Source organism: Anoxybacillus andreesenii, assembly GCF_030813005.1.
GTDB lineage: Bacteria > Bacillota > Bacilli > Bacillales > Cytobacillaceae > Robertmurraya > Robertmurraya andreesenii.
Map to the genome: position 1 here is coordinate 87,264 of NZ_JAUSTU010000001.1, position 26,349 is coordinate 113,612.

Genomic DNA, 26,349 nt, shown 5'->3' on the forward strand with positions numbered 1-26,349 from the left:
GCTATTTCTCCACTGAGTTTTTTAAGAAAGGAAGATTTTATGTTTACTGCTATCTTTGGTTCCGTGGAAGCCGGTGCGATGTATGCACTAATGGCTCTCGGAGTATACTTGTCATTTCGCATATTAGATTTTCCTGATTTAACGGTGGATGGGAGCTTCGTTACGGGAGCAGCCGTTGCGGCAGTTCTGATCATCGGAGGAACCAGTCCTATTATCGCAACGATTGCTGCTCTATTTGCGGGATTCCTAGCTGGCTGCATCACAGGGCTGCTTCATACAAAGGGAAAAATAAATCCTCTACTTTCGGGGATCTTAATGATGATTGCCTTGTATTCTATCAATCTTCGAATCATGGGCAAATCCAATCTTTCACTGTTAAATGAAGAAACACTTATTTCACAAATCACAGAGTTCTGGAAGGGATTAGGCATTGATGACGGGATTGCGTCTCTGTTCTCTTCCATCGGTCTTTCTAATTATATTCCAAAAACTTGGGCGATTCTTATCATCATGATCTTACTCGCATTAATCATTAAAGTCCTTATTGATCGTTTCTTAAAAACAGATATTGGTTTAGCGATCCGAGCAACCGGTGATAACGAAACGATGATTCGCAGCTTTTCAGCCAACACAGATACTTTGAAGGTATTGGGACTTGGTATTTCGAATGCGTTAGTTGCATTATCTGGTGCTTTGATTGGCCAGTATAGCGGCTTCAGTGATGTTGGTATGGGAATCGGAATGATCGTCATTGGTCTTGCTTCTGTTATTATCGGGGAAGCGGTCTTCGGTGCAAAAAATATCGTCCGAGCGACATTAGCGGTCATCGGTGGAGCGATTTTATACAGAATTATCGTTTCATTAGCCCTGCGGGTAAAGTTTTTGGAAACGGGCGATATGAAGCTGATTACGGCCTTTATTGTTGTCTGCGCATTAGTGATCCCAAAGGCGATCGATTTTCAAAAGGAAAAGCAAAAGAGGCGAAGACGGTTGCTGGCATCCAGTACAAAAGCAAAAGAGAAGAGTGGTGAGAGCCTTGCTGCAATTAAGACAGATTTATAAGGTTTTTAATGAGGGGACACCCGATGAAAAAATAGCATTAGATCATGTAAATTTAGTGCTTGAGCCAGGAGACTTCGTGACCGTTATCGGAAGTAATGGGGCGGGGAAATCCACATTGATGAACATGATTTCTGGAAAGCTCGTGCCTGATGTAGGTGAGGTTAAGATTGATGGATCTGATGTTACCAATGTAAAAGAGCATAAGCGTTCAAGGCTGATTGGTCGTGTCTTCCAGGATCCGATGGCTGGAACGGCCCCATCGATGACCATTGAGGAGAACTTAGCTCTTGCCTATGCAAGAACGAGAGCCCGCGGTCTTAGGCTCGGAGTTTCGAAAAAGAAAAGGGAATTTTTTAAGGAAAAGCTCGAGATTCTACACTTAGGTCTTGAGAATCGCTTGCAGGCAAAGGTCGGACTTCTATCTGGAGGGGAACGCCAGGCCTTGTCCCTTTTGATGGCAACCTTTACTGAGCCAAAAATTTTACTTTTGGATGAGCACACAGCAGCACTGGATCCATCAAGAGCAGAGCTCATCACCCGCTTGACGAAGCAAATTGTCGAGGAATATCAACTAACAACTTTAATGGTCACGCATAATATGCAGCAGGCTTTGGAGCTTGGTAATCGATTGATTATGATGGACAAAGGTCAAATTATTTTTGAAGCGAATGAGGAAGAGAAAAAACAGCTCACCGTTGAAAAGCTCCTCGAGGAATTCCAGCGCATTCGTGGAGAGAAAATGGCGAGCGACCGAGCGGTTTTGATATAATAAACTTGGATCTTTTCCTAAATATTGTTATTATTAAGAATAATAATTTGATAAAACGTTGAAGGGTGCTGCTAGGCTTAGGTCTGCAGCACCTTATTGATGGTTGGATGCCCGTGAGGCAAGAAAAAGTCGCCGACTGGGAACCAAATCATTAGAATCGTACCCGTGAGTCAAGCAATAGTCGCTTCATCACAAAAATATTATACATAGAAGAAATTTGGAGGGAGAATGTATGCCGGATATTGCATTACATAAATCAGGAACGGAATTTAGACGCGGCTCTCAAGCAGGTGTTAGCATTGCAATAGGTTATTTTCCTGTTGCACTGACATTTGGTTTGCTCGCGAAAACAACTGGGTTATCCATTGGGGAAACACTCCTAATGAGCTTGGTCGTGTATGCTGGTGCCGCCCAATATATTTCTTTAAGTCTATTAACCTTAGGAACAGGAGCATTTGAAATTGTCCTAACAACCTTTATCGTCAACATTCGTCATTTTCTCATGTCTGCTTCCCTAAATGAAAAAAGTGAACCGGATCATTCACTGACAAAGGCTGCTTATGCATTCGGAATTACAGACGAGACCTTTTCCGTTGCCGCAGTAAAGGAAGGAACGGTTTCAGCTGGCTATATGTTTGGCCTCAACCTAATCGCTTATTTAAGCTGGGGTGTCTTCTCTGGAATTGGTTATGTCGTGGGTGCCAGCCTGCCGCAAACCCTTCAAGAAAGCATGTCCGTTGCCTTGTATGCAATGTTTGTTGGCCTGTTAGTGCCTTCAATGAAAAAAGGGTTAAAGGTAGTATTTTTAGCTTCTTTAGCAGCCGTTTTTAACACCATATTTACGCTGACAAATGTTTTATCTACCGGCTGGGCCATCGTCATCGCAACTTTGCTTTCAGCCGTTATCGTTGAGCTTATTGAGTTGATAAAGGGTAATAGGAGGGGGAATATGCATGACAAGTGAAATGGTTTGGATGATTATTGGAATGGGGGTTGTCACCTATATCCCACGAATGCTCCCCTTTGTTCTATTCCGCGGCAAGGAGCTGCCTGAGTTTTTGCAGGGAATATTAAAAAATGTTCCCTATGCCACATTAGGAGCACTTATTTTCCCAGGTATCTTTTTTATCCAGGAGGATATTTGGTATGGAGTTCTCGGAGCCGCTGCTGCTTTTCTCATCGCTTATCTCGGTGCGAACGTGATTGTTGTCGTCTTAGGTTCCATAGCTGTATTATCCCTATATTCTTTTATTTTTTAGCTGATTTCGATTAGGAATCAGCTAATTATTTTTTGGAATGCTAATAATGGTTCTAATTATTTTTTTTATAACTAAAATGATATTAGATAGGTTGTACATAATACGAGGGGGAGTGGAATGGCTAGAAAAATTGGTTTATACGGAATGATTGCATATTTTCTCTATGCGTTATTCTTTTACTGGTACTTGTTTTATTTTTCAAATACAAGCCTACCCTTTGAGTATGAAGGAACGCAGGCTGATCCAGCTACATTCCTGAATGCCCGTGAGCTCATGCTTAGTGAAGAATATTCGAAAATCAGGAACTTATTATTTTTCTTGAGCACGCCGTTCGAGTGGCTGTTTTATTTGATCATACTGATCACTGGGTTATCTAATGCTTTCAAAAAATGGGCCGGACAATCCTCCAAATATAAAATGGTTCAAACGGCCATTTATACGATTTGGCTATCTTTTTTTGCTTTTGTGGCCACCTTTCCACTTAGCTATATTAGCTATTCGTTATCAAAATCCTACAATATTTCGACGCAATCCTTTCCTTCGTGGATGAAGGATGAATTAATTGATTTCTGGCTGAGCTTTGGGACGATGTTCATTATTGTGACAGTGGTCTATTGGTTGATGAAAAAGAGTAAAAAAAGATGGTGGCTGTATGCATGGGGCCTGTCTGTACCTTTTACATTATTTATTATGTTCTTGCAGCCCGTCGTCATCGACCCGCTTTATAATGACTTTTATCCGTTGAAGGACAAGCAGCTGGAAGCGAAAATTTTAGAACTAGCCAGCAAGGCGAATATCCCTGCCGAGCATGTATTTGAAGTCAATATGGCGGAAAAGACCAATTCCTTAAATGCCTATGTGACTGGTATTGGTTCGAACTCTCGGATTGTTCTTTGGGATACGACTTTAAATCGGCTAAGTGACGATCAGATTCTTTTTATCATGGCACATGAAATGGCTCATTACGTTGAGAAGCATCTCTATATTGGAATTGCCGGATATTTGCTGCTTTCCCTTGTTGGACTTTATATCACCGCACGTTTGATGGAATGGATTGTGAATAAATGGGGAGAGGCTTTAAAAATCCCTGCCGTCAATGATATTCGTTCCTTTCCTCTGTTCCTAATGATTCTCTCGATGTTAATGTTTGCATCGAGTCCAATCTCGAACTTTGTTTCGCGATACCAGGAATCAAGGGCAGACCATTATGCGATTGAAATGACAAAAAATACGGAGGCTGGGATTACTACTTTTCAAGAATTAAGCAGGGCTGGATTGAGCCAGGTGAACCCTCCTTTATTAGTAAAAATTTTTCGCTATGGACACCCAACAATGCTAGAGCGCATTTCTACGATTGAGGAATATGAACTAAAGACAAGAAGTCAAAAGCAATGAAATATCCCCGTCACAATGACGGGGATTCAAATTTTTTGGGGGTATAAAGTAGGATAATAGCTGAAACTAAGTTCCAAATTTTTTGTTGAGCTCCCTATAGCTCCTTGAAAGCTTTAGAAAAGATCCTTCATCTTGTTCATCAATGGCTTTATCAATTCGTTTTAAGAGCTTTTCCTTTTCAGACTTTAATAATGCCTCTGATAATATCATATCGATGTATAAATTTAACACATAGGCTTCCTTTGCTCTTTTGCGATTCATTGCACCGGATTTCATTAATTCTGTATAAGAGTTTTCTTTCATCGAAATCACCTCTGATGCCTTTTTGATATTATATTGGATTTTTAATGAACAATCAACAGAATTTTTATAAAATTTAGAAAATAGTTCTCAGGTCTTGAAATTATGACTATTTTTCGAATAAATTACAAATTATAGCAAAAATGGAATATTAATTGATATGATGATTTTAACGGCTTTCCGAAAGAAGTCTTCCATCCTCAAGGAATGTGAAGGTGCGAATAGCATTAATGAGTAGGTGGGAGATGAATTATCCAAGTTCATCAATGCCTATAAGAGTGCAAGTTCTCGATTGATCAAGAGAGACTTTCCGCATATCAGAAAAAAATTTGGAAAGAAATGTTTTGGTCAAGAAGTTTCTGCCTACTTACAACAGGCGGTGCTCCAATAGATAGCATCAAAAAATATATTGAAAATCAAGGTCAAAAATGAGGTGATTTGATATGACCAAACAAAACAAAGCTTTCAAATTTCGATTGTTACCAAACAAAGAACAATCCGTATTATTAGCTAAGACATTTGGTTGTGTTCGCTTTGTCTACAATAAGATGTTAGCGGAACGCAAGGAAATTTATGAAAAATTCAAAGACGATAAAGAAATACTTAAAAAACAAAAGTTTCCGACTCCTGCAAAATATAAAGGTGAATTTCCATTCCTAAAGGAAGTAGATTCACTAGCCTTAGCGAACGCACAAATCAACCTTCAAACTGCTTATAAGAACTTCTTTGAGGGAAATGCTGAATTTCCAAAGTTCAAAAACCGTAAAGCAAAACCTCGTTACTATCGTGTCATGTCAGAAAAATTAGCAAAAGCTGGGCGTATTCTATCGAAACGCAAGAAAGGTTCTGCACGTTGGAACAGGCAACGACTAGTAGTGGCTAAGTTACATGAGAAAGTGGCGAACCAACGTATGAATTTCCTTCACCATAAGTCAAAAGAATTAGCTTCTAATTTCGATGCAGTCGTAATTGAGGACTTGGACATGAAAGGAATGTCTCAAGCCCTTCACTTTGGTAAAAGCGTTCACGACAATGGTTGGGGCATGTTCACTACATTCTTATCGTACAAGCTAAAAGAACAAGGGAAACAGCTTGTGAAAATTGATAAATGGTTTCCTTCTACTAAGAAGTGTTCTTGTTGTGGTGCAGAAAAACCTATGAAACTATCTGATCGCACCTACGATTGTTCATGCGGCTATGTTGCAGAACGCGACTATAATTCAGCAATCAATATCAAAAATGAAGGTATACGCCTATTAGCGTTATCATAAGCAACAAAAACTCTTGGAACAAGAGGGTTAGCTCGGTCAGTTTTCGTTGGCTAGTAAAAGCAACGATAAGTCGAGAAGCCCCCACTTCAAGTAGACCGTAAGGTTAACTAAGTGGGGGGTAGTTCACCTCTGTGAATAATAATAAACGTAGTTATTTAATTGAAAAGGAGCTGAAAAAATGGACAATGGAGGAAAGTTAATTAAGGAATATAAAATTAATGCTTCTACAGTTGCTGTGTTACCAATTTTATATGGAAACAGGATTTTCTCAAAAATTTTTGATTTAGGTAAAGGAGCAATTTCCCCATTTAAGCCGATGGATATTGTGAAAGAAAGCTGCATGAACAATGGAAGTACATATGAAGGAAGGAAAATGGCGGCCAGAAGATTTATCGGGACCGTTCATAAAGTCCCTATTGCGATTTCCCCGCTTATCTATCTTTTCCCAACGACATCTCCTGAAAATCCCCACTGCATTTGGATAGCGTATGACCATGTTATCGATTATAAAAAGGGTGAACTTAATTGTATGACAATTGTAGAGTTCAGCAATAATCAACTCATCCCGATCCCCATTTCACCAAGTTCCTTCAAAAATCAGTTAGTCCGCACCATGATGCTCAAAACCAAATTATCAAAGATGACAAGTGTAGAACATTCTAATTCTATTTACACAAGTGAAGCTGGGATACAGCTGTCAGCTGAAAATCAACAGAAATATTACTAGTAATGGGTCCGCCAGAATTCTAAGACGATTCTTTGACATCGATAGGTGAAGGATTGTTCATTCGGTTTAAGTAAAATCCCATTAGTTCCTGTACTTTATTGCGTATCCTTGGATTGAAATAGCTATGGTGCTCCTCATAGCCTTTATAGAGAAATGTGTACATGGTAAATGCTTCGTCCCGCTTCAATTCAAACACCTTAAGATGATTTTTTCTCATATATTGCTTGACCTGCGATAATTCCGCTTGAATGGTTTTCATAGCTTCTTCAACAAGGTTGACATAAGGGTCCTTAAGTTTAAAGGGACTTTGATTAAAAACAGTTAAATCTCTACTAAGAATAGTGAGGACCATTGGCAAATAGATCGCCTTCTCAATGACATCTCGATCTTCCTCAGGGATTCTTGTCATAACCATTCTCCTTTAAAATTTGATTCTATTTAAGTGTGGAGCATAATACCGCCTTCTGTGTATGGGTTCATTTACGTTATTCGTACCGAATAAAACTCATTCACAGCATACACAGAAGGCTATATCAGCATTGAACAATAATATAGTTTAAAAAAGGAACAAACGTTCGTATTTATTTTATTAAAATTATATGTATTTGACAAGTAATTATGCTTCATTAATAAAAAATTTTATTAAAAAGGCAGGAGAAATTATTTCAAGTATCGAAATAATCAAAAGGCTAAAATGAAGGAGGATATATATGACGAAGAGAAACCTAAAAGCGGAGGATTTATATCAACTAAAATCAGTAGCAGACCCTCGGCTAAGCAGCAATGGAAGAGATTTAGTTTATGTGCAAACACATATATCAGAAGAAAAGGATGAGTATGTTTCCAATCTTTTTTACATAAATGTAGAAGATAAAAACACCCCTCAGCAATGGACCTATGGAGAGCATCGCAATCACTCGCCACGCTGGTCTCCAGCTCAGGACGAGCTTGCATTCGTATCGAATCGAAGCGGGAAAAATCAAATCTTTGTCATGAAAGCGAGTGGTGGGGAAGCGAAGCAGGTGACGACCTGTACAAATGGGGCATCTAATCCTGTTTGGTCACCAGATGGGAAGAAAATTGCTTTTAATGTATCGCTTGCGGAAGACGAAGCAATCGAAACAAAGGATAAGAAAGAGGAGAAAAAGCTAGTTCCTCTTGAAGTTGATAAAATGAAGTACAAATCAGATGCTTCAGGCTTCTGGGATGGAAAGTACAGTCAAATTGCCATTGTTGACCTAGAAACAGGTGAAACTAATTTAATTACAGAGGGAAAGGTTGATTACCATCTTCAAGGCTGGTCACCGGATGGCAAGCATTTAGCGGTTTCGGCAGATTTAAGCGAAAATTTGGATTTCTCCTTTGTGAGTGACGTATTTTTGCTCGAGCTAGAGACGAAGAAGCTCGAAAAAATTACAACAGGTTCTGGCTATTTCGGCAGTGTGACCTGGTCTCCAAATGGAAGATACATCGGTCTCATTGGTCATGAAAGAGAGTTTGAAAATGCGACCCTTAGCAAAGTTTGGGTTTACGATACCGTGCAAAAGGAGCTAAATTGCTTAACAGCAGAATCTGATTTATTAATTGGGGACTTTGCCATTGGTGATTTCCAGCAAGGTGCTGTTACGCCGGGGATTCTTTGGACGGAGGACAATGAGAGCTTCTATTTCTTAGCGTCTGATCATGGAAATACAGCTGTCTATTATGGCTCCCTAAAAGGAGAAATGTATCCAGCATTGTTGGAAAGCCAGCATGTATATGGTCTAACAACAGGCGGTGCTTTAAATCGGGCAGTAGTTGCTATTAGCAAGCCGACTGATCCAGGGGAGCTATATCTATTAGATGTGCCAACAGGAAAGCTTGAGGCATTAACAAGTGTAAATAAGTCATATAAAGATGAAGTCAAGCTAGCAGATGTGGAGGAAATAGAATTTAAGGCGAAGGATGGCTGGGATTTACACGGATGGATGATGAAGCCAGCTAACTTTGAGGAAGGCAAAAAATACCCACTTATTCTTGAAATTCATGGTGGGCCACATGCGATGTATGCAAACACCTATTTCCAAGAGTTCCAAATGCTCGCAGCTGAAGGCTATGCCGTTCTCTTTATCAATCCTAGAGGAAGCCACGGATACGGTCAAAAGTTTGTTGACGCAGTTCGCGGTGACTACGGAGGCAGAGACTATGCCGATCTAATGGAGGCTGTCGACTATGCATTAGAAACATTTGATTTCATTGATGAAAATCGTCTTGGAGTAACAGGTGGAAGCTACGGTGGTTTCATGACGAACTGGATTGTTGGCCATACGAATCGTTTCAAGGCCGCTGTAACTCAGCGTTCGATTTCCAACTGGATTAGTTTCTATGGGGTAAGTGACATTGGCTATTATTTCAATGCATGGCAAATCAAGAGTGAGCTCGAGGATGTTGAAACGATGTGGAAGCATTCCCCGCTTGCTTATGTAGGTAATGTCGAGACACCACTTCTCATTCTTCATAGCGAAAAAGACTATCGTTGTCCGATTGAACAGGCCGAGCAGCTATTTATCGCCTTAAAGCATCGGAAAAAAGAAACAAAATTTGTTCGCTTTCCTGAATCAAATCACGAGCTCTCAAGAAGTGGAAAGCCATCATTAAGAATTGCGAGATTAAATTACATTTTAAACTGGTTTAAAGAGTATATTAAATAGTAGGAGTAGCCGCAAAGCTTCATGTTTTGCGGCTTTTGTTTTATAAAAAATAGATAAATCCCACTATTTTTGGTACTCTTAAAATAGCGTAAATTTTATGGGTATGAAACTTCTATGGAGAAAATACGGTCTAATATAAATGGATTATTAAATTTTTCGATCGGAAGGTATTTTTAATGAGATATGAGAGACATAAGAAAAAGAAGAAAAAAAAATGGAAAGCGGTATTGTTCGTTATTCTGCTCTTTATTGTTGGCGGATTCGCCTATAGTTATTTTCAATATAAGCAAGGAGTTTCCCAGTCATTAGAAAAGGCAAAAAATACGGTAGAACAAAAGGAATATAAATTTAATGGTAAGAAGGATCGGTATGGTGGCACAAATGTCCTTCTTCTTGGCAGCGATTCGAGAGGAGAGGAGCATTCACGGGCAGATACGATTATGATTGCCAGATATCATCCTGATAAAAAATCGTATAAATTGATTTCGATTATGAGAGATAGCTACGTTGAAATTCCAGGGCACGGGAAAAATAGAATCAATACCGCATTTGCAAAGGGCGGTCCTGAGCTGCTGCGCGAAACAATCAAGGAAAATTTCGATATTGATATCCAATATTATGCCATCGTTGATTTTGAAGGGTTTGTTCAACTCATCGACGAAGCATTCCCTAAGGGTGTTGAAGTTAACGTAGAAAAGGAAATGTCACATAATATTGATGTAGTAATCAAGCCAGGGTTGCAGTATTTGGATGGAGAGCACTTGCTCGGCTATGTCCGTTTCCGCCATGATAAAGTAGGTGATTTTGGAAGGGTTCAGCGTCAGCAGGAAGTGGTTAAGCAAATCGGCAAACAGCTGACTGGCATACAAACGATTCCAAAGCTCCCTAAGCTTATAGGAGTAGTGACCCCGTTTATTAACACGAATATGGACACAGGTGATATGCTTTATATTGGCAAGGATTTCTTATCAAAGGATAACCGAAATATTGATTCTCTAAGGGTTCCAGTCGATGGGGCATGGGAAGATGCCGATGTAAACGGGGCCGAGGTATTAGCTATCGATGTGGAGAAGAATAAAGAAGCTATTCGAGAATTCTTACAAAAATAGAATAGTGACCTTTTTGTAAGAGTGCAAACTAAAAAGGAGAACGCTTCAAATGGACTTTGACTTACTAAAAGAATGGTTTACACTGGATAATATTATGAAAGTCATTGCGGAATATCGGTCGTTTGGACCGCTCCCGGGTATATTGCTCCCGATGATTGAAGCATTTTTGCCATTTCTGCCGTTGGTGATCTTTGTTATGGCGAATGCGAATGCTTTCGGATTATGGTTTGGCTTTTTATTTTCATGGATAGGGGCATCTGCAGGCGCATATCTTGTTTTTCTACTTGTGCGCAGGTTTGGTCAAAGGAAATTTTTGCGTTTTTTAAAGAGAAACTCGAAGGTACAAAAGCTCATGGCATGGGTGGAGAGACATGGGTTTGGACCGCTCTTCTTGCTGCTATGCTTCCCTTTTACCCCATCTGCCGTTGTCAACATTGTCGCCGGACTCTCTAAAATTAGCATGTTTCAATATATGCTTGCAGTCTTAACTGGAAAAATGGTGATGATTTTTACAATGAGCTTCGTTGGATATGATATTCGCTCGCTTATTACACAGCCATTAAGGACGGCTCTTGTTGGAGTGGTTATCGTTGTTCTCTGGTTGGTTGGTAAACAGATTGAAAAAAGATTTAATCATAATATCGAAATAGAGAGACAAAATGGATAATGATTGTAGAGGTGAAGGGAATTGAAGAAAGGGATCAAAGAAGAAGGAATTGAATGGATCAAAGCGATTGGAATGGGACTAGTCGTAGTTGTGTTTCTACGGACCTTTTTCATTTCAAATTATGTTGTGGTAGGAGAGTCCATGAAGCCAACACTCGAGGAAGGAAATAAGTTGATTATTAATAAAATCGGGTATCAAATTGGCGATTTCAATCGCTTTGATGTGATTGTTTTCCATGCAAATGAAAAAGAAGACTATGTTAAGAGGATTATTGGATTACCTGGGGATAGAATCGAAAATAAGGATGACCAATTGTATATTAATGGCAAGAAGGTGGATGAACCCTACTTAAATAAACAGCTGGGACAAACATTGACACGCAATTTCACAGAAGACTTTACTTTAAAGGAGAAAACAGGTGTGGAAGTGGTTCCCGAGGGGAAACTGTTTGTGATGGGGGATAACCGCTTGAAAAGCGATGATAGTCGGCGATTTGGATTTATTTCGGTTGATCAAGTCGTCGGAAAAGTGAATTTACGCTATTGGCCGCTTGATCATATGGATGTATCATTTTAATGCTGGAAGTTGTTTTAAAATCTTTCTTACTATACATCTCCTCTGCTCTCAACTGACACAATATGAATAGCAAGCCCTATACCATGAATCATATATAATACAAAAATCACTAATCACAAAAAAAGCACTATCTTTACCTTGAGGGGATCCGATATTATAAATCACAGTAGGCAAACCCGATCCATTGAGTTTGCCTACTGTGATGTAATGACTATCAAAGCACATGTTCAAAGCTAATTTTTTGTCTCGATTCTTATCATTATCAATAGAATTTGAAATTAAAGATCAAGCCTAGGGTTTTGTGATATAGCTATTAAATAATCTTCATCAAAAGTTCCTTGGTTAAATACTTCTAAATAGTTTTGATATTTTTTTTCATTTTTCATGTCTTTACTCATGCTTACTAAGTTATAAAGCACAATTTGTTTATATTGGTCAAGGGTCTTATTGTATATATCTTCTAATTGATCAAAGGCAGCGCTCTTGTTAGTCTGATAGAGCACTAAAGAATTAACAAAATTGGCAATATGTTCATTCCTTGTCCGTTTTAATAATTCTTCCATGCTAGTAAAATCACTTAGCTTAAATAGAATATCGGCTAACAAGAAATACCCATATTCTTCATCAGGATAAATATCGATTAAAGCCTCATAAGTTAACTTTGCCTCTTCTAGATTATTTTCCTGCATATCAAGTTTACCCTTCATTATATACACATCTTTATTATAAGTAGGATCAACTTGGATAATCTTATCTAGAGCTTTAATTCTGAGTTTGGGTTCTAGGTAAATTTCTTGACTTAAAAGGAAATAGCGGTCAGCTGGATTCCCATTCCGCATATTATCCAAATACTTATTCTTTATATCGTTCAAATTGGCATAAAACTGATCTTCGAAATCTTTTGATTCTTGAATATTAGAGGCTTCGATTGCCTTTTCAATATGGATTACAAATTCGTTTTCATTCTCCAACAAGAAATAAACTTGTGCAAGATTAGTTAAGGCAACCGGATTATAGTTATTGAACTTTAGAAGTTCTTCCGAGGTACTCTTAGCTTCTTCATACTTGGAAGTGGAGATGTAACTTATGACTAATTGATGCAAGGCCTCTGTATCATTTTTTCTATGATTTAGAACTTCTTTATTTAACCTTATTGCTTCCTCATAGTTTTTATTTGTTAAGTACTCCCAAGCGAGAGCTTTCTTTGCATCAATATCTTCCTCATTATTTGATATATAGTCCACTAAATCAGAAATGTTGTTTTCGCGATTTAAGGCAACGGCCTTGTTTGATTGTTTATCACTAAATTTGTTAATAGTATAGGCTACTCCAAAAAATAAAATGATGCCGACTGAAGTAAATAAGAAGAGTTTTTTCAACTTTTTAGTCTCCTTTTATTGAACAATTTGTTTTCTGAAAAGGAATAAAGAAATAAGGATAAATAATAAAATAAAACCCATAGATGAAAAAGCAATTTGAAAGATGGTAAAATATCTCTCTGGCTGTATGCTAGTTAACCCACTAATTACTGAGGAACCATTTATAAAGGTATAGTTTATAAATCCTGGAGATATAGGCGCCACTTTGAGTAAGATGATTATTGCAAAGGTCATTAAAATCGTTAATATCCTACTTTTTACGAATGTATTTATACACATGGTAATTGAGCCCAATGTTAAGAAATAAATATTTAACATTAGCTGAATGAACACTATTTTTCCGATTGTTTCAAAAAGGTTATATATGATAGTAGTATTAGGAACCATTAAAGTTGTGCTACCGTAAAAATAATAAATATAAATTAAAGACAGTACTAGGGCCGGAATAATCTGTAAGATAAAGGTAATTGTTGCAACAATATATTTAATGATAAATATCTTTTCTTTCGAGAATTTGCTTGAAAATAGTAGTTTCACTGTGTTATTTGAATATTCGTTACTTAAAAAATAGGAAAAATGCAGTATAGTAATAATGGGTAAAGTAAGATAACTATTAAAATGGAATATTTCACGTGCAGTTAATAGAGGTTGTAACTCAATGTCATGTCTTTGGTATAAAAATATAGGCAGAAGATAGCAAACAATTAACGCAAGACTATATCCAAAGTACATTTTACTTTTAAAATACTTGAAAAACTCTATTTTAAATAGTTCCATTTTAATTGCCTCTTTCCATTTTTAATTATATAACCTCAACTCCAGGTCTACTCCTTCTTCATTTGAAATAATCTCTTTTATTTCACCATTGTTAAGCATAAGTACAGTATCACAAAGTTTGGATATTTCGTCTAATGAATGGCTGGAGATAATTACGATACTTCCATTTTCCCTAATTTTCTGTATATAACTCCTTAATTCAAGTATGCTTGAAGGATCCAATGAATTGTGTGGTTCATCTAATAGAACTATCTTGTAGTTCCCAATTGTCGCTGCTAAAATTCCTAATTTTTGAATCATGCCTTGGGAATATGTTTTAATTTTCTTGTGCTTATGTTCATTCATATTTAGGGGCCATTTTTTGTCTAAAAAAGTAGTATCTTTAGGGATCTGCTTATATTTTAGAACTATTGATAAAAACTCATATCCTGTTAGATAAGGATAAAATGGAGTTGTTTCTATATGGAATCCAATTTCTTTTTTTAATTGTATTGAATTTGTGTTTAACTGTTTATCATCTATATTAATCTGACCTTCAAAATTAGAAAGGGTTGCAAGAATTTTTAACAATGTACTTTTACCAGCACCATTATTTCCAATAATACCAAGGATTTCACGGTCCTGGACATGAAATGAAATATTCTTTAAAATGTATTGGCTTTTAATTTTTTTGCTTAGATTAATGACATTAATCCCCATTTGGTAACCCTCCATTTTTAATAAGACCCATGCAGAGAAAATCTCGACATGAGCCCTATTGCCATAGGAAAAATTATCTATTCTCTAGTACCTAACTTTGTCCAAGTGTTGAAACCCACGTATCCATCCTGTGTTATTCCTGCTGCACGTTGAAAGGAAATAACAGCAGATTTTGTCTTTGGCCCCCATTTACCATCAACTGTCCCTGCGTTGAAGTCAATGCTATTTAAAGCTCTTTGTAACAATTGTACGTAATCACTAGCATTGATACAACTATCGCATACATGCGTTCTAGTATCCTTTGCGTTAAATGAATAATATAATACTTTTACGTTAACCGTATCAACGTTATCTTGATCGACCTTACCAGTACCAGTGAATATCTCCCGTATAGCTGCATCTAATCCAGTTGTAATAACAATATCAATGATTTTCCCCCATACTCGTTCCGCAGTTTTGGCCCAAAAGCCTCTAGCTGCAAGTCCTACTATTTGGTCTGCATCTCCTGATTTTAGATACTCCTCAAATTTCGATGCATCCTCTGGGGAAATTTGATATGCGTTTTCTCCATCTAGATTAATTACCTGAACTTCAATATCTTCTGGTAAAGTACTGGCGCTAACACTTGTGATGGTCGTGCTAAGGAGTAGTGCTAGTGTTAATAGTAAAATTAAGTGCTTTTTCATTGCTATCCTCTCTCCTTCTATAATTGATTGGACTGTTTTACCTTTGTTTCCCCAAAAAATAAAACAAAGGTCATTTTACTGAGAAGTAGTAATGGTTATAACCGCAATTTTTCCAAATACGTTTTGGAACATCCTACGTTAGATTTATAGATTTATCCTTATGGAACATCTATAATAGGCATAGAAATACACCTCCCTTCAATAACTAGTAATCTTGAATCGGGAATTATTTGTATATTGCAAAAGTTCAGCTTGTGAAGATAGGAGATGATAGTTTGTTAAGGATTCTTAAATATACTATCTCTAGTATTCTTGCAGTGATTTTAGTTTTTACTTATTGGTACGTTGAAGTAAACGGGACCGATGATGTTAAGTTCAATCATATAGAAATAAATGATATATCCCTCAACTATGAAGATGGGATTGTTACGTCGGATATCATTCCGATTATTGATAATTTAGAAGATGTACCGTCTGCATACTTTGGTGAGCATTTTAAAAAGCATTTACCCCTTAGAATTTACATTTTGAATTCAGAAGAAAGTTATAATAAACTAGTCCATAGAATTCCTAATGCAACTCTAGTAGAAACAGAGGGTATCTATTTTTTAAATAGAATAATACTAAATGGATCCTCTCAATATTTTTCTTTGGACCGACTGTTGCTGCATGAGTATGCTCATTACATGTTAGATGAGGTATGTTTTGAACTTGGAATCCGTGAAGGTAGTTTGCCACAATGGTTCCGGGAAGGATTCTCTGAATATGTTAGTCGTAAGGAGTTAAATGACATTCCTCAAAGTTTATCGAAAGGCATAGAGCTTATAGATTTAGGCAAATTAACCAAGAATGAAAGGTTTCATGAAATAATAAATTCTTATGAGATTTCATACATTTTTCTAAATGATATGATGGTAAGGTTTGGAACAGGTGTAGTTGAAGATATTATGATTGACTTAGCATCTACCAAAAATTTTAACGAGTCCTTTTATAACATAACTAACATTCCATTAGAGCAATATCATGAATCTATTGAATTATCACTATTAGTAACAAAACGTAAATAACTAATGCCTGTCAGGTAAATCAAAAGGCTTTATCTCTGTATGTGAATGGTTAATAGTTAATTCACCTAGTTCGTTGAATGCAATCCCAGCCCATAAAGTAGAGATACAAACAGTCCATACAGTGATTATTTTCATTACTTTTTTCATAGAATTACCCCCTTTTTTCCAATTATATCAATATAAAAAAAATATGTTTTTGCTCTAGTGAGGAATTTCGCCTACTTTTTCCATGTAATCCTATGAATTGCTAATAAATACAATTAAAAACATAATAATATGAATAATTTCGACATAAGCTTACAAATAATGACCTTAATAAATAAAAAAACAATTGGTTTCCCCAATCGCTTCATACTGTAGACAAATTCAATGAAATCAAGTTTGCCTACAGTCTTTTTTGATTTACAATATTTATTAAGAGATATTGCGGATGCGAAAGAAAAGTAAGGTATGCGATGGACAACCTTAAGACGTCTTACTTTTAGTGCCATGAATTTAAAAAAATTGGCAAATTGGACTTTGGTACCTGCTTGAATATGATTCGAACTAGTTGATTGAAGCGGAAGGTGCTTGACTCCTGGGGGATTAGCGTTATAGGCGAGACCCCACAGGAGCGTCAGCAACGAGGAGGCTCGGCGAACGCCCCCCGGAAAGCAAGCGCCTGGAGCGGAAATCAAGGGTTTTTACCGCAATTCCTTTCAAAAATGACAAAAGACATCGAGAAGGAGTGCTCTCGATGACTTTTGTCGACAGTCTGAATTAATTGGTTTCCTCAATTGTTTTATTTTATATAGCTATAATATCTATATTCCTAGTAGTTCTTTACGATATTTCTGTACTTCCGTCACTAGAAAGTGGTTATCCTGAACTAGAAAAATATTAATAGAATGATCAAAGGCTTCTAATGCCTTTTCATGTTCTTGCATTCTTGCGTAATTTGAACCTAATTGATATTGAAGCTCCCCGAACAAATATAAAACCTCAATTTTTTTGCATAGATCAATTCCTTCTTTACAAATAGTAACGGAACGTATAAAGTCTCCCTTATCTGTGAGTAGTTTAGAAAAGCCATACAATAAACGAATTTTGATGATTATATTATAACTAGGGATAAACTTTAGTAGGTGTAAGCATTCTAAAAAAATACTTTCTGCTTGCTCATATAATTTTTGGTCCTTTTTTATAATTGCAATGCTATTTAAAATTTCAATTTCTGTTTCCCTATAAAATTTTGTCACCTCATTTTCCGTTATGGAAAGAGCATCGTAAAGTAAAGTTATAGCTTGGTCGGACTCCTTCTCTATATAATGAAAACATATAGCTTCATGCCAAAGCAAAAATTGTTTGTTTTCTGTGCCTTGAAACAACGGATTCCTCTTCTCACTTTGCACGATATCCCTAAGTCGATGATAGTTTCTTTCTTTTTTACATTCCTCCATTAATTTTTTTACCTCTCGTATATAATCCAATCTAGGAGTCTCGATCAATTCAAAAAAGTAATTCATATCGACTCCTAACTTTTTAGAAAATTTATATAAAACCGTTGCGGAAGGAATTTCCCCCTTTGTCTCAATTTTTGATAATTGTGCCTGCGAACAGATACCTTTGGATAACTCTGTTTGACTCATCCTCGCTAATTTTCGTAAGGATTTAATCGTTTCCCCAATATTCATCTAATTCACCCTTCCTTTTGGAGATAGCTTAATTAAACTTAGTTAAGGTTAGGTACTGACATCTCCCGCTGCCTTAGTGATGAGATTTTCTATTGAAATAGAAAATCTTTTGAAAGAATCAGGCCAGCAATGAATAAAAAAAGTGCGAAATAAGCAGGCAATAAATGGATAAAGGTGGTGTAGCCAATAATAAAGTGAGTTAGTATGCCTGCGCAAAATGCTGGAATACCACCGATCAGAAAGGTGCGCCAAACCCATTTTTCCCCTTGATGAAAGCCCCAAAGGGAGAGCGTGAGAACGAGGAGACCAACACTCAGAAGGGCGCTTCCAAATCCAGCACGATCATGGGCAATGACTGGAACTAACTTTTCCGTTATTCCATATATTTGTTCGGGTGTCATACAAATATAAACAATATCCGTAGGAACAAATACACTTGTGGCGCCAATGCTTGAGATGACAATTCCGCCAAGCATGAAAGAGAATCCGAGTATTGTGAAGCAAAGCTGTCCCCATAAGCCTTTCCTCCATGCAGCATGATTTGTCCGGTTCTTAGATGTAGAGGTATCTCGAGCATCCTTCGACTTTTTCAAGCCAAGATAGAAAAAAGGTAATAAAATGAGCCAAAGTAGGCCATGCAGCCAGTCAAAATAGCCGTAGCCAAGGAAGAGCAGGATTCCCACAAATCCTACGATGCCAGCGATGTTGATGGCTTTTCTTGCCCAGTGAACCCTTAGCCTCACTCCATGCTTTGCCAGCTGCATATAAAGGATTCCGCCCGAAACCATGGTTCCAGCGAGGGTCATCCGGTCATGAGCCATGAACTTAATGATATTCGGATTGAGCGCAATTAGCTGCTCTCGCGTTAATTGCAGAAACGCTTCATCGTAGGGAAGAACAACGATCGTCATACTAAGAATGAGTGTGATGAATCCACTAATGAACATAATTAGCCCAAACAGCCAATACCATTTCCACCCGCTCGTTTCATTGTTTTGTGTTTCCTCTAAATCAAGCAGTCCTTCATTAATCCGTTTCGGAAGCCCAGGACCAGATAGAACGTAGCCACTTGAGAGCATGACGAGGTCAGCCCCGTGGGCAAATAAATCAAGAGCATCCTGGGGTTCCAAAATTCCTCCAGAAATAATCTTAGGTGTCTTCTCGATCCCATGATCCGCTAAGCTTTTGAGTACAGTTTGCAGTTCTGAAGCTTGTCGGCTTGGAAAATACTGATCATTTTCATTCTCGATGGATTGCTCTTCCACTACAATTCCATCAATCAATTGCTTGTTGATGAGTTCCTTGATCATCGGAATATCCTGCTCGATTTGCGTTGGCTGAACGGATAGCAGCAAGGCTTTTGATTGTACATGTCGTTTCAATTCGATCCAGTCAGCTTCAGGGAAGCTTTCCTCAATAATAAAAGCATCGCCATATGGACATAGGGTTTGGATGATCGTAAGGGTATCATCCAAATTTCCGGATTTCCCGATTCGAATAATAAGTGGTTTATGTAGAGATTTCATGGTTTTTAGCTTGGCGGCAATCTCTTTTAGTCCACGTGATTCTAAAGGCAGGGGAAACAGGATTTGTTCTTGCTCCAAGCTGAATGTAGCAGTCCGCTCAGGTTTTGACGGCTGTAATGTAACAGGACCGACTTCGATAAAGCCGAAGCCAAGATTAGCAAAGGCCCTTGTTCCTGTTAAAAGCGGGTCAATTTTCCCACTCAAACCGACGGGATTGGAGAAAGTGAGTCCGAATAATTCTACTTCAAGCCTTGGGGAAGGGCTCATATGACCTGAAAATTCGATGAAGCGCACTCCCCCTGGAAGAGAGGAGATAAGGTTCATCCCCTTGTGAATGAATTCCCTCCCTAATGAACCAGGCAAGCGTGACAGCCAAGGTTTAAAAATCGGATGATAGGACCAATCAGGCAAGGCAATCACTCCTAAATTTTTGTTCTATAAGTCTAGCATACAAGCAACTGCCTACAAAGCTCCCTTTCAACCTGTAGATATGTTGCAGCTGATAATTTTCGAGCAATTATGATAAACTATTAGAATAGAAAAAACTATTTTTTCGGAAAATACAGGATGGGAGGGATTTGATGGAACAGCCAATAGCGGTCATGAAGACAAAATTAATGCCTCCAAAATTTAAGGAGGAGTCGCTAAGACGTGCCAAGCTAACGAGGAAAATGAAAACGATTGCAGAATATCCACTTACACTTATTCATGCTGGAGCTGGCTATGGAAAAAGCACCGCATTAGCCCTATATGTGAGCGATGAAAAAACTCCGTGCTGCTGGTATTCGATTACTTCCACCGATGACGATATATTACCTTTTATGACGTACATCCTGGCAGCCGTTCAATCAGTCATCCCTTCCTTTGGAAAAGAATTAATCCAATATATGGGTCATATCGCTCCCTATACTCGTGAAGAGGAAATCAACCATCTGTGCACATTGTTTGTTAATGAAATGGTGAGCATCGATCATGAGCTAATTATCGTTCTTGATGATTTTCATCAAATCGAGCATTCATACAATGTCAATCGCTGGATTGAAAGGCTCCTGGAGCATATTCCAGACAATCTCCATCTTATTGTCTCAAGCAGAAGCAGACCTTTATGGAAACCATTGCGCAAAATGAAGGTGAGCAATCAGCTGTTAGAAATAACAAAAAGTGATTTGGTTTTAACAAAGGAAGAGGTAGAGCTATTATTATGCGATTTATACGAAATTACCTTAAGCGAAGAACAGCTTGATGAGGTATTTCAATTAACAGAAGGCTGGGTGATTGCGCTTGGAATGATTGCCCAACAGTTTTCCGAGCAGATGCTGCTAGACCAGGTCTTTAAAGACCCGATGCTGTCATTAGATGACTTGTTTCATTATCTAGCCCTTGAGGTTTTTGAAAAGCAGCCACCAATGATTCAGCAATTTTTAGAGCAAACCAGTGTGTTTGAAGTGATCGATGAAGAGATTTGTAATGAAGTATTGGGCATCACTGGTTCGGGTGCTCTGCTCCAGCAAATTCATGAACGAAACCTCTTTATTCAAAAAATCGGGGATGAGGAATATCGCTATCATGCCCTTTTCAAAGAATTTCTGGAGGGACAGCTTCGTCTTCATCAGCCCCATAGCTTCACGACCCTTCATGATCGAAGTGCAAGGTATTTTGAAAGGAGAAAACAGTGGGAAACAGCGATCGTCCATTATGAAAAAATGAATCATATGAAGGCGATGGCAGCCCTTCTCCATGATTATGGCATCAAAATGCTCGAAAGCGGCAAACTAGAGGGGCTTTATGAGAAATTATTGCGAATCCCGAGAGAAGTAAAGGACCAATTCTTTCGGCTATGGTTTTTGCAGGGAGAAGTTGAGCGCTATCGCTCCATGTATATCGAAGCGGAGGCGTCCTATGAACGGGCCATAGATGAGGCGGATAAAAGGGACAATTTGCTAGAAAAGAGCAAGGCGTTAGAGGGAAAGGCGAAAATCTACCTTGATACGATTCAGCCTTATAATGCCGAACGTTTGCTATATGAGGCGATCGAAATTTGCGAGTCTAGCAATTTGAGCTCTGAGGAGGAAACCCATAAGCTTTATCGGTTGCTTGCCGAAAATCTCATTAACTCGGGAAAAGCGATGAAGGCAGAAAAACTATTAAAAAGAGCACAACACTATCGTTCTAGTATTGTGGATGGGAACTTGGAGGCCCGGCTGTATTTGCGGACAGGCCGATTTGATGCAGCGAGGAAAGCATTGTTAACTACGGATAGCCTAGCTGAGATTCCGAAATCAAAACTTCCTCAGTCCCACAGAGAAACTGATTTGTTGTTAGCCTTAATTGAAGCATTTAAAGGAAATGCTGTGGAGTCGAAACGGCTTGCACAGGTTGGCATTCAGCATGGGATTGAGATTGGCTCCCCATTCGTTGAAGCATGTGGCTGGATGCGTATGGGGCACGCCGTTCAGCTTCTTCACAAATATGACAGTACGTTAGGAAAGAAGTGTTATGAAACCGCCCTGGAAATCATGGATCATATCCAGGTGGAAAGGGGAAAAGCCGAGCCATTAATGGGACTTTGCCTGCTATATGGGACAAAAGGAGAATATGAGCGGGCGATTGAAATGGGGGAAGCAGCATTACAGGAAACGGAAAAGGTTCAAGACCTGTGGCTCTCCTCCTTGATCACGATAGCGATGGGAATTTCTGCTGTCCATAATCAAAAATTCGCTCAGGCTTGTGTTTATTTGGAAACCGCCGAGAAGATGTTTGCGGACTGCCATGATGACTACGGTAAGATGCTTACGTATTTTTGGCAAGGGCATGTCTATTTTTTAAATCAGGATGAGGAAGCCTTTAAGGAAAAGATGATGCTGTTCTTAAAGCAGGTTCGTCTAGGAAGCTATGAATTTATTTTTCATAAACGAACAATTTTTGGACCAAGGGACTTACAAGTGTTTGTACCTCTTTTAATAGAAGCCCAAAGAAAAAATATTGCTACCAGCTACGTGAACAAGATCCTTCAGGATATGGGATTTACTGAGCTGGAATCCCACCCTGGTTACACATTGAGAGTCGAAGCATTAGGAAAGTTCAGGGTATGGCTTGGGGAAAAGGAGGTCGAGGAAAAGGACTGGCAAAGAGGAAAGGCGAAGGAGCTTCTTCAGCTCTTTATTACCCAGCTTCATCATATGTTTCCTAAGGAGGAAATCTTTCAAAAAATCTGGCCGAATCAGGATGAGAAAGGGGCGACAAGGGATTTTAAGGTTGCGTTAAATGCACTCCACAGCGCACTTGAGCCCAATCGAAAGGCGAGAGCTACCCCGTTTTTTGTCATTCGAAATGGCACTGCCTATGGAGTGAATCCAGGGGCAAGCGTGGAGCTGGATACGGCCCAATTTGAGGAGTGGGTTAATCTTGGGCTTGAGGAAAGGGATAGCGATCAGGCCATTATGTGTCTAGAAAGAGGCTTGCAAATTTACAAGGGTGATTTTTTACCCGAAAGGCAGTATGATGATTGGTGCTTGAACGAGCGGGAACGGTTATTGGTACTTTTTCTCAGAGGGGCTGAGAAGATCGCGCAAGCCTATGTTGGGAAACAGGAATTTGATAAAGCAATCTACTGGTGTGAAAGAATTCTAGAAAAGGATCGGACGTGGGAAGAAGCGTACCGTTTGCTTATGTTTTGTTATTATCGAAAAAATAATCGCCCCTTTGCGATGAAATGGTACAAGAAATGCTGTGAAATCCTTGAGGAAGAGCTCGGAGTAAGTCCGTTAGAGCCGACACGGCATATGTATGAAATGATTTTGGAAGCGGAGGAAAATATCCATCGTATGTAAGCAGCCCTTTGGGGTTGTTTTTTTATTTGTAACTCCATTGTAACCCCTATTTATTATGATGTGTTCAAAGCTTAGCAGGCTTTTTATACGAACAAATTTAAGGGGGAAGGAAGAACGTGTGGAACTTTAAGCGAGGACTATTTTTTGTACTCTTTTTAGCTTTATTTATGATGCTTGCTGCATGTAGTGAGGATGCTGGCAGTAAAGAAAAGGAAGGGACAAAGGACGAGGACGAACCGAAAGCAACAGAACCGATTAAGATTGGTGTACTCGCTTCTCAAACAGGTGGCTTAGAGGCATACGGAAAGCAAACGCTTCGTGGCTTCGAGCTTGGTTTAGAGTATGCAACTGAAGGAACGATGGAGGTAGCAGGACGCAAAATTGAATTTATCGTAGAAGATACGGAAACAAAACCTGAAGTGGCAGTCCAGAAGGCAACAAAGCTATTAGAGGAAGATGGGGTAGATTTCCTCGTTGGTTCCTCAAGCTCCGGTGACACGTTGGCTGTTCTGCCGCTTGCAGAGGAATACGAGAAAATCATGATTGTAGAACCAGCGGTTGCGGATAGTATTACAGGCTCAGAATACAATGACTATATTTTCCGAACTGCTCGTAACTCATCCCAGGATGCTGTGGCAGGGGCTGCTGCGATTGCGAAGGAAGGCGTCAAAATTGCTACCTTTGCACCGGATTATTCCTTTGGATGGGATGGAGTGGCTGCATTTAAGGAAGCTGCCGAGAAGCTAGGGGCGGAAATTATTCATGAGGAATATGCCGATCCAGCTGCAACAGACTTTACATCAAATATTCAAAAAATCATTGATGCCAAACCAGATTACTTATTTGTTGTATGGGCAGGGGCAAATTCACCTTGGAACCAAATAGCCGATATGAAGGTTCAGGAAAAGGGCATTAAAATTTCAACAGGGGCACCAGATATCGCAGCACTTGCAACGATGGAGCCACTAATTGGAATGGAAGGATTTACGGTTTATTATCATGAGCTGCCAGATAATGAAATCCATGACTGGTTATTAGAAGAGCATAAGAAAAGATTTAATGGGGAAGTTCCAGACCTCTTCACTCCTGGTGGAATGACAGCAGCCATTGCAATTGTAGAAGCTTTGAAGAAAACAGAAGGAAATGCAGATGCCGATACATTAATTGAAACAATGGAAGGGATGAGCTTTGAAACACCTAAAGGTAAGATGACGTTCCGTCCTGAAGACCATCAAGCGCTGCAAACGTTATACGCTATAAAGCTAGAGAAGAAAGAAGGAGTTCCATATCCTGTTCCAGTCTTAATTCGTGAATTAAGCCCAGAAGAAACAGCTCCTCCAATAAGAAATTAACTTTCAATCAGGACGATGAGCTTCGGAATTTTTTGCCGAAGCTCATTATTTCATAGATATGAGGTGATAAACAGATGGAAACCTTAATTGAAACAAAGGATTTAACGATTCGCTTTGGGGGGCATACTGCAGTGGATCATGTCAATCTCGCTGTCATTAAGAACCAATTCAAGTCGATCATTGGTCCAAATGGGGCAGGAAAGACTACTTTTTTCAATTTATTAAGTGGTCAGCTTTCTCCAACAGAAGGGGAGATATTTTTTAATGGAGAGAATATCACGAAGCTTTCCCCAACGATACGGACCCGGAAAGGAATTGGTCGTTCCTTTCAAATTACGAATGTCTTCCCCAATTTAACTGTGCTAGAAAATGTTCGTCTGGCCGTTCAATCTCAGGCAGGAATTCGTTATCAAATGCTTGGCCATTTTAAAAAATATAAGAATCTAGAAGAAAAAGCAGTTGAATGGCTAGAAATGGTGATGCTTGACGACAAGAAGGATACCATTGCTAGTAATCTCGCCCATGGAGAAAAACGGAAATTAGAGATTGCCATGCTGCTAGCATTAAATACGGAGGTGCTTCTGTTAGATGAGCCAACAGCAGGGATGTCGCTTGAGGAGGTACCAGCGATATTAGATGTGATTCGTCGCATCAAAGAAAAGGGCGACCGGACGATCCTTTTAATCGAACACAAGATGGATATGATCCTAGATTTATCTGATTCGGTTATGGTGCTCTTCAACGGGAGGTTACTAGCAGATGGTACACCAGAGGAAATCATGAAAAATGAAACCGTTCAGTCTGCTTATCTAGGGGGTCTGCACTCGTGAGCATACAATTAAAGCTCGAAAATGTTGAAACCTATATTGGTCAATTTCATATTTTGCAAGGGATTTCCTTTGAGGTGCGTAAAGGAGAGGTAACGGTTCTGCTTGGGAGGAATGGAGCGGGAAAAACGACGACCTTACGAACGATTATGGGCTTAAACCCAGCTTCAAAAGGGAGCATTCTCTTCAATGGCAAGGAAATAAAGGCTGATCCCACGTACACCATTGCCCAAAAAGGAATTGGGTATGTTCCAGAGGATCAAGGGATTTTCGCCCAATTGACCGTGGAAGAGAATATGAAGGTAGCCATGAAGGATGAGAAGGACAAAACAAAGGAAAGTCTTGAATATATTTTGAATCTGTTTCCTGATTTAAAGAGGTTTTGGAAGAAGCATGGTGGCCTCTTAAGTGGGGGGCAAAAGCAAATGCTTGCCATTGCAAGAGCTTATGTCAATGACAATGAACTGCTTCTGATTGACGAGCCAAGTAAGGGCTTAGCACCGATTGTTGTTGAAAAAGTGATGGAATCGATCATGGAAATGAAGGATAAAACAACGATTGTGCTCGTGGAGCAAAACTTCATGATGGCAAGTACAGTCGGAGATTGCTTCTATATTATCGATGATGGGCGGACCGTCAAAAATGGTTCGATGGAGATTTTACGAGAAGATGATGAGATGAGAAGGAAGTTTTTAGGAATTGCCTAGG

The 26,349-nt window shown here is 38.9% G+C and carries 25 protein-coding genes and 1 pseudogene; 17 read left to right on the forward strand and 9 right to left on the reverse strand.

The features are described 5' to 3' along the window. Positions 1–39: 39 nt before the first annotated feature. The 5 genes from J2S07_RS00440 to J2S07_RS00460 all read left to right on the forward strand — a co-directional run bounded on the left by J2S07_RS00440 (position 40) and on the right by J2S07_RS00460 (position 4,485). Complete coding sequence (locus J2S07_RS00440; protein WP_307148420.1) at positions 40–1,062, forward strand: ABC transporter permease; 1,023 nt, start codon at positions 40–42, stop codon at positions 1,060–1,062. After that, on the forward strand, positions 1,037–1,831 hold the full coding sequence (locus J2S07_RS00445; protein WP_307148734.1) for an ABC transporter ATP-binding protein: 795 nt from the start codon (positions 1,037–1,039) through the stop codon (positions 1,829–1,831). The genes J2S07_RS00440 and J2S07_RS00445 overlap by 26 nt, the downstream gene beginning before the upstream one ends. A 232-nt stretch (positions 1,832–2,063) precedes the next feature. Beyond that, complete coding sequence (locus tag J2S07_RS00450; protein ID WP_307148421.1) at positions 2,064–2,795, forward strand: AzlC family ABC transporter permease; 732 nt, start codon at positions 2,064–2,066, stop codon at positions 2,793–2,795. Further along, a complete protein-coding gene (locus tag J2S07_RS00455; protein ID WP_307148422.1) occupies positions 2,785–3,090 on the forward strand; it encodes a branched-chain amino acid transport AzlD family protein in 306 nt (101 codons plus the stop codon). The genes J2S07_RS00450 and J2S07_RS00455 overlap by 11 nt, the downstream gene beginning before the upstream one ends. Positions 3,091–3,207: 117 nt before the next feature. Next, entirely contained in the window at positions 3,208–4,485 is a 1,278-nt protein-coding gene (locus tag J2S07_RS00460; protein WP_307148423.1) for a M48 family metallopeptidase, read from the forward strand. Between the two features lie 66 nt (positions 4,486–4,551). Here the strand turns inward: J2S07_RS00460 and J2S07_RS00465 are convergent, their stop codons facing one another. Further along, complete coding sequence (locus J2S07_RS00465) at positions 4,552–4,788, reverse strand: IDEAL domain-containing protein (RefSeq protein ID WP_307148424.1); 237 nt, start codon at positions 4,786–4,788, stop codon at positions 4,552–4,554. Positions 4,789–5,023: 235 nt separating this feature from the next. Between J2S07_RS00465 and J2S07_RS00470 the strand changes: the two are divergent. From J2S07_RS00470 to J2S07_RS00480, 3 genes and pseudogenes are all read left to right on the forward strand, one after another. Beyond that, a pseudogene (locus tag J2S07_RS00470) lies at positions 5,024–5,217 on the forward strand (transposase). An 11-nt stretch (positions 5,218–5,228) separates the two neighbouring features. Further along, the gene (locus J2S07_RS00475; protein WP_307148425.1) at positions 5,229–6,056 is read left to right on the forward strand and encodes an RNA-guided endonuclease TnpB family protein; all 828 of its coding nucleotides are present in this window, start codon (positions 5,229–5,231) and stop codon (positions 6,054–6,056) included. 178 nt (positions 6,057–6,234) lie between these two features. Beyond that, the gene (locus J2S07_RS00480; protein ID WP_307148426.1) at positions 6,235–6,783 is read left to right on the forward strand and encodes a competence protein ComK; all 549 of its coding nucleotides are present in this window, start codon (positions 6,235–6,237) and stop codon (positions 6,781–6,783) included. 19 nt (positions 6,784–6,802) lie between these two features. Here J2S07_RS00480 and J2S07_RS00485 read toward each other — a convergent pair whose 3' ends face one another. Next, positions 6,803–7,192 (reverse strand): YhjD family protein, encoded by a 390-nt coding sequence (locus tag J2S07_RS00485; RefSeq protein WP_307148427.1) that lies wholly within the window; start codon positions 7,190–7,192, stop codon positions 6,803–6,805. Between the two features lie 301 nt (positions 7,193–7,493). Between J2S07_RS00485 and J2S07_RS00490 the strand changes: the two genes are divergently transcribed. From J2S07_RS00490 to lepB, 4 genes are all read left to right on the forward strand, one after another. After that, positions 7,494–9,473, forward strand: coding sequence for a S9 family peptidase (locus J2S07_RS00490; protein WP_307148428.1), 1,980 nt, complete (start codon positions 7,494–7,496; stop codon positions 9,471–9,473). A 176-nt stretch (positions 9,474–9,649) separates the two neighbouring features. After that, complete coding sequence (locus J2S07_RS00495; RefSeq protein ID WP_307148429.1) at positions 9,650–10,582, forward strand: LCP family protein; 933 nt, start codon at positions 9,650–9,652, stop codon at positions 10,580–10,582. Between the two features lie 49 nt (positions 10,583–10,631). Continuing rightward, positions 10,632–11,249 carry a TVP38/TMEM64 family protein gene (locus tag J2S07_RS00500; RefSeq protein ID WP_307148430.1) on the forward strand — a complete coding sequence of 206 codons (618 nt, stop codon included), beginning with the start codon at positions 10,632–10,634 and terminating at the stop codon, positions 11,247–11,249. A 21-nt stretch (positions 11,250–11,270) separates the two neighbouring features. After that, positions 11,271–11,825, forward strand: a complete 555-nt coding sequence (lepB, locus tag J2S07_RS00505) for a signal peptidase I (RefSeq protein ID WP_307148431.1) — start codon at positions 11,271–11,273, stop codon at positions 11,823–11,825. 278 nt (positions 11,826–12,103) lie between these two features. Here the strand turns inward: lepB and J2S07_RS00510 are convergent, their stop codons facing one another. From J2S07_RS00510 to J2S07_RS00520, 4 genes are all read right to left on the reverse strand, one after another. Then, positions 12,104–13,204 (reverse strand): tetratricopeptide repeat protein, encoded by a 1,101-nt coding sequence (locus J2S07_RS00510; RefSeq protein WP_307148432.1) that lies wholly within the window; start codon positions 13,202–13,204, stop codon positions 12,104–12,106. A gap of 15 nt (positions 13,205–13,219) precedes the next feature. Next, the gene (locus J2S07_RS21875; protein ID WP_370872755.1) at positions 13,220–13,981 is read right to left on the reverse strand and encodes an ABC transporter permease; all 762 of its coding nucleotides are present in this window, start codon (positions 13,979–13,981) and stop codon (positions 13,220–13,222) included. A gap of 21 nt (positions 13,982–14,002) precedes the next feature. After that, the gene (locus tag J2S07_RS00515) at positions 14,003–14,680 is read right to left on the reverse strand and encodes an ABC transporter ATP-binding protein (RefSeq protein WP_307148433.1); all 678 of its coding nucleotides are present in this window, start codon (positions 14,678–14,680) and stop codon (positions 14,003–14,005) included. A gap of 77 nt (positions 14,681–14,757) precedes the next feature. Next, positions 14,758–15,366 carry a peptidoglycan-binding domain-containing protein gene (locus tag J2S07_RS00520; protein ID WP_307148434.1) on the reverse strand — a complete coding sequence of 203 codons (609 nt, stop codon included), beginning with the start codon at positions 15,364–15,366 and terminating at the stop codon, positions 14,758–14,760. A gap of 275 nt (positions 15,367–15,641) precedes the next feature. Here J2S07_RS00520 and J2S07_RS00525 point away from each other — a divergent pair, with 275 nt between their 5' ends. Further along, positions 15,642–16,433 (forward strand): hypothetical protein, encoded by a 792-nt coding sequence (locus J2S07_RS00525; protein WP_307148435.1) that lies wholly within the window; start codon positions 15,642–15,644, stop codon positions 16,431–16,433. Here the strand turns inward: J2S07_RS00525 and J2S07_RS00530 are convergent, their stop codons facing one another. From J2S07_RS00530 to J2S07_RS00540, 3 genes are all read right to left on the reverse strand, one after another. After that, positions 16,434–16,580: a hypothetical protein gene (locus J2S07_RS00530; RefSeq protein ID WP_307148436.1), complete on the reverse strand. Its 147-nt coding sequence runs from the start codon at positions 16,578–16,580 to the stop codon at positions 16,434–16,436. Between the two features lie 656 nt (positions 16,581–17,236). Then, positions 17,237–18,106 carry a helix-turn-helix domain-containing protein gene (locus J2S07_RS00535; protein WP_307148437.1) on the reverse strand — a complete coding sequence of 290 codons (870 nt, stop codon included), beginning with the start codon at positions 18,104–18,106 and terminating at the stop codon, positions 17,237–17,239. 89 nt (positions 18,107–18,195) lie between these two features. Next, the gene (locus J2S07_RS00540; protein ID WP_307148438.1) at positions 18,196–20,052 is read right to left on the reverse strand and encodes a beta/alpha barrel domain-containing protein; all 1,857 of its coding nucleotides are present in this window, start codon (positions 20,050–20,052) and stop codon (positions 18,196–18,198) included. A gap of 161 nt (positions 20,053–20,213) precedes the next feature. Here J2S07_RS00540 and J2S07_RS00545 point away from each other — a divergent pair, with 161 nt between their 5' ends. The 4 genes from J2S07_RS00545 (at position 20,214) to J2S07_RS00560 (ending at position 26,348) form a co-directional block, all read left to right on the forward strand. Continuing rightward, positions 20,214–23,462, forward strand: a complete 3,249-nt coding sequence (locus J2S07_RS00545) for a winged helix-turn-helix domain-containing protein (RefSeq protein WP_307148439.1) — start codon at positions 20,214–20,216, stop codon at positions 23,460–23,462. A gap of 167 nt (positions 23,463–23,629) precedes the next feature. Continuing rightward, complete coding sequence (locus J2S07_RS00550; protein WP_307148735.1) at positions 23,630–24,814, forward strand: substrate-binding domain-containing protein; 1,185 nt, start codon at positions 23,630–23,632, stop codon at positions 24,812–24,814. Positions 24,815–24,888: 74 nt separating this feature from the next. Continuing rightward, on the forward strand, positions 24,889–25,644 hold the full coding sequence (locus J2S07_RS00555) for an ABC transporter ATP-binding protein (RefSeq protein ID WP_307148440.1): 756 nt from the start codon (positions 24,889–24,891) through the stop codon (positions 25,642–25,644). Beyond that, positions 25,641–26,348: an ABC transporter ATP-binding protein gene (locus J2S07_RS00560; RefSeq protein WP_307148441.1), complete on the forward strand. Its 708-nt coding sequence runs from the start codon at positions 25,641–25,643 to the stop codon at positions 26,346–26,348. The genes J2S07_RS00555 and J2S07_RS00560 overlap by 4 nt, the downstream gene beginning before the upstream one ends. Position 26,349 lies beyond the last annotated feature (1 nt).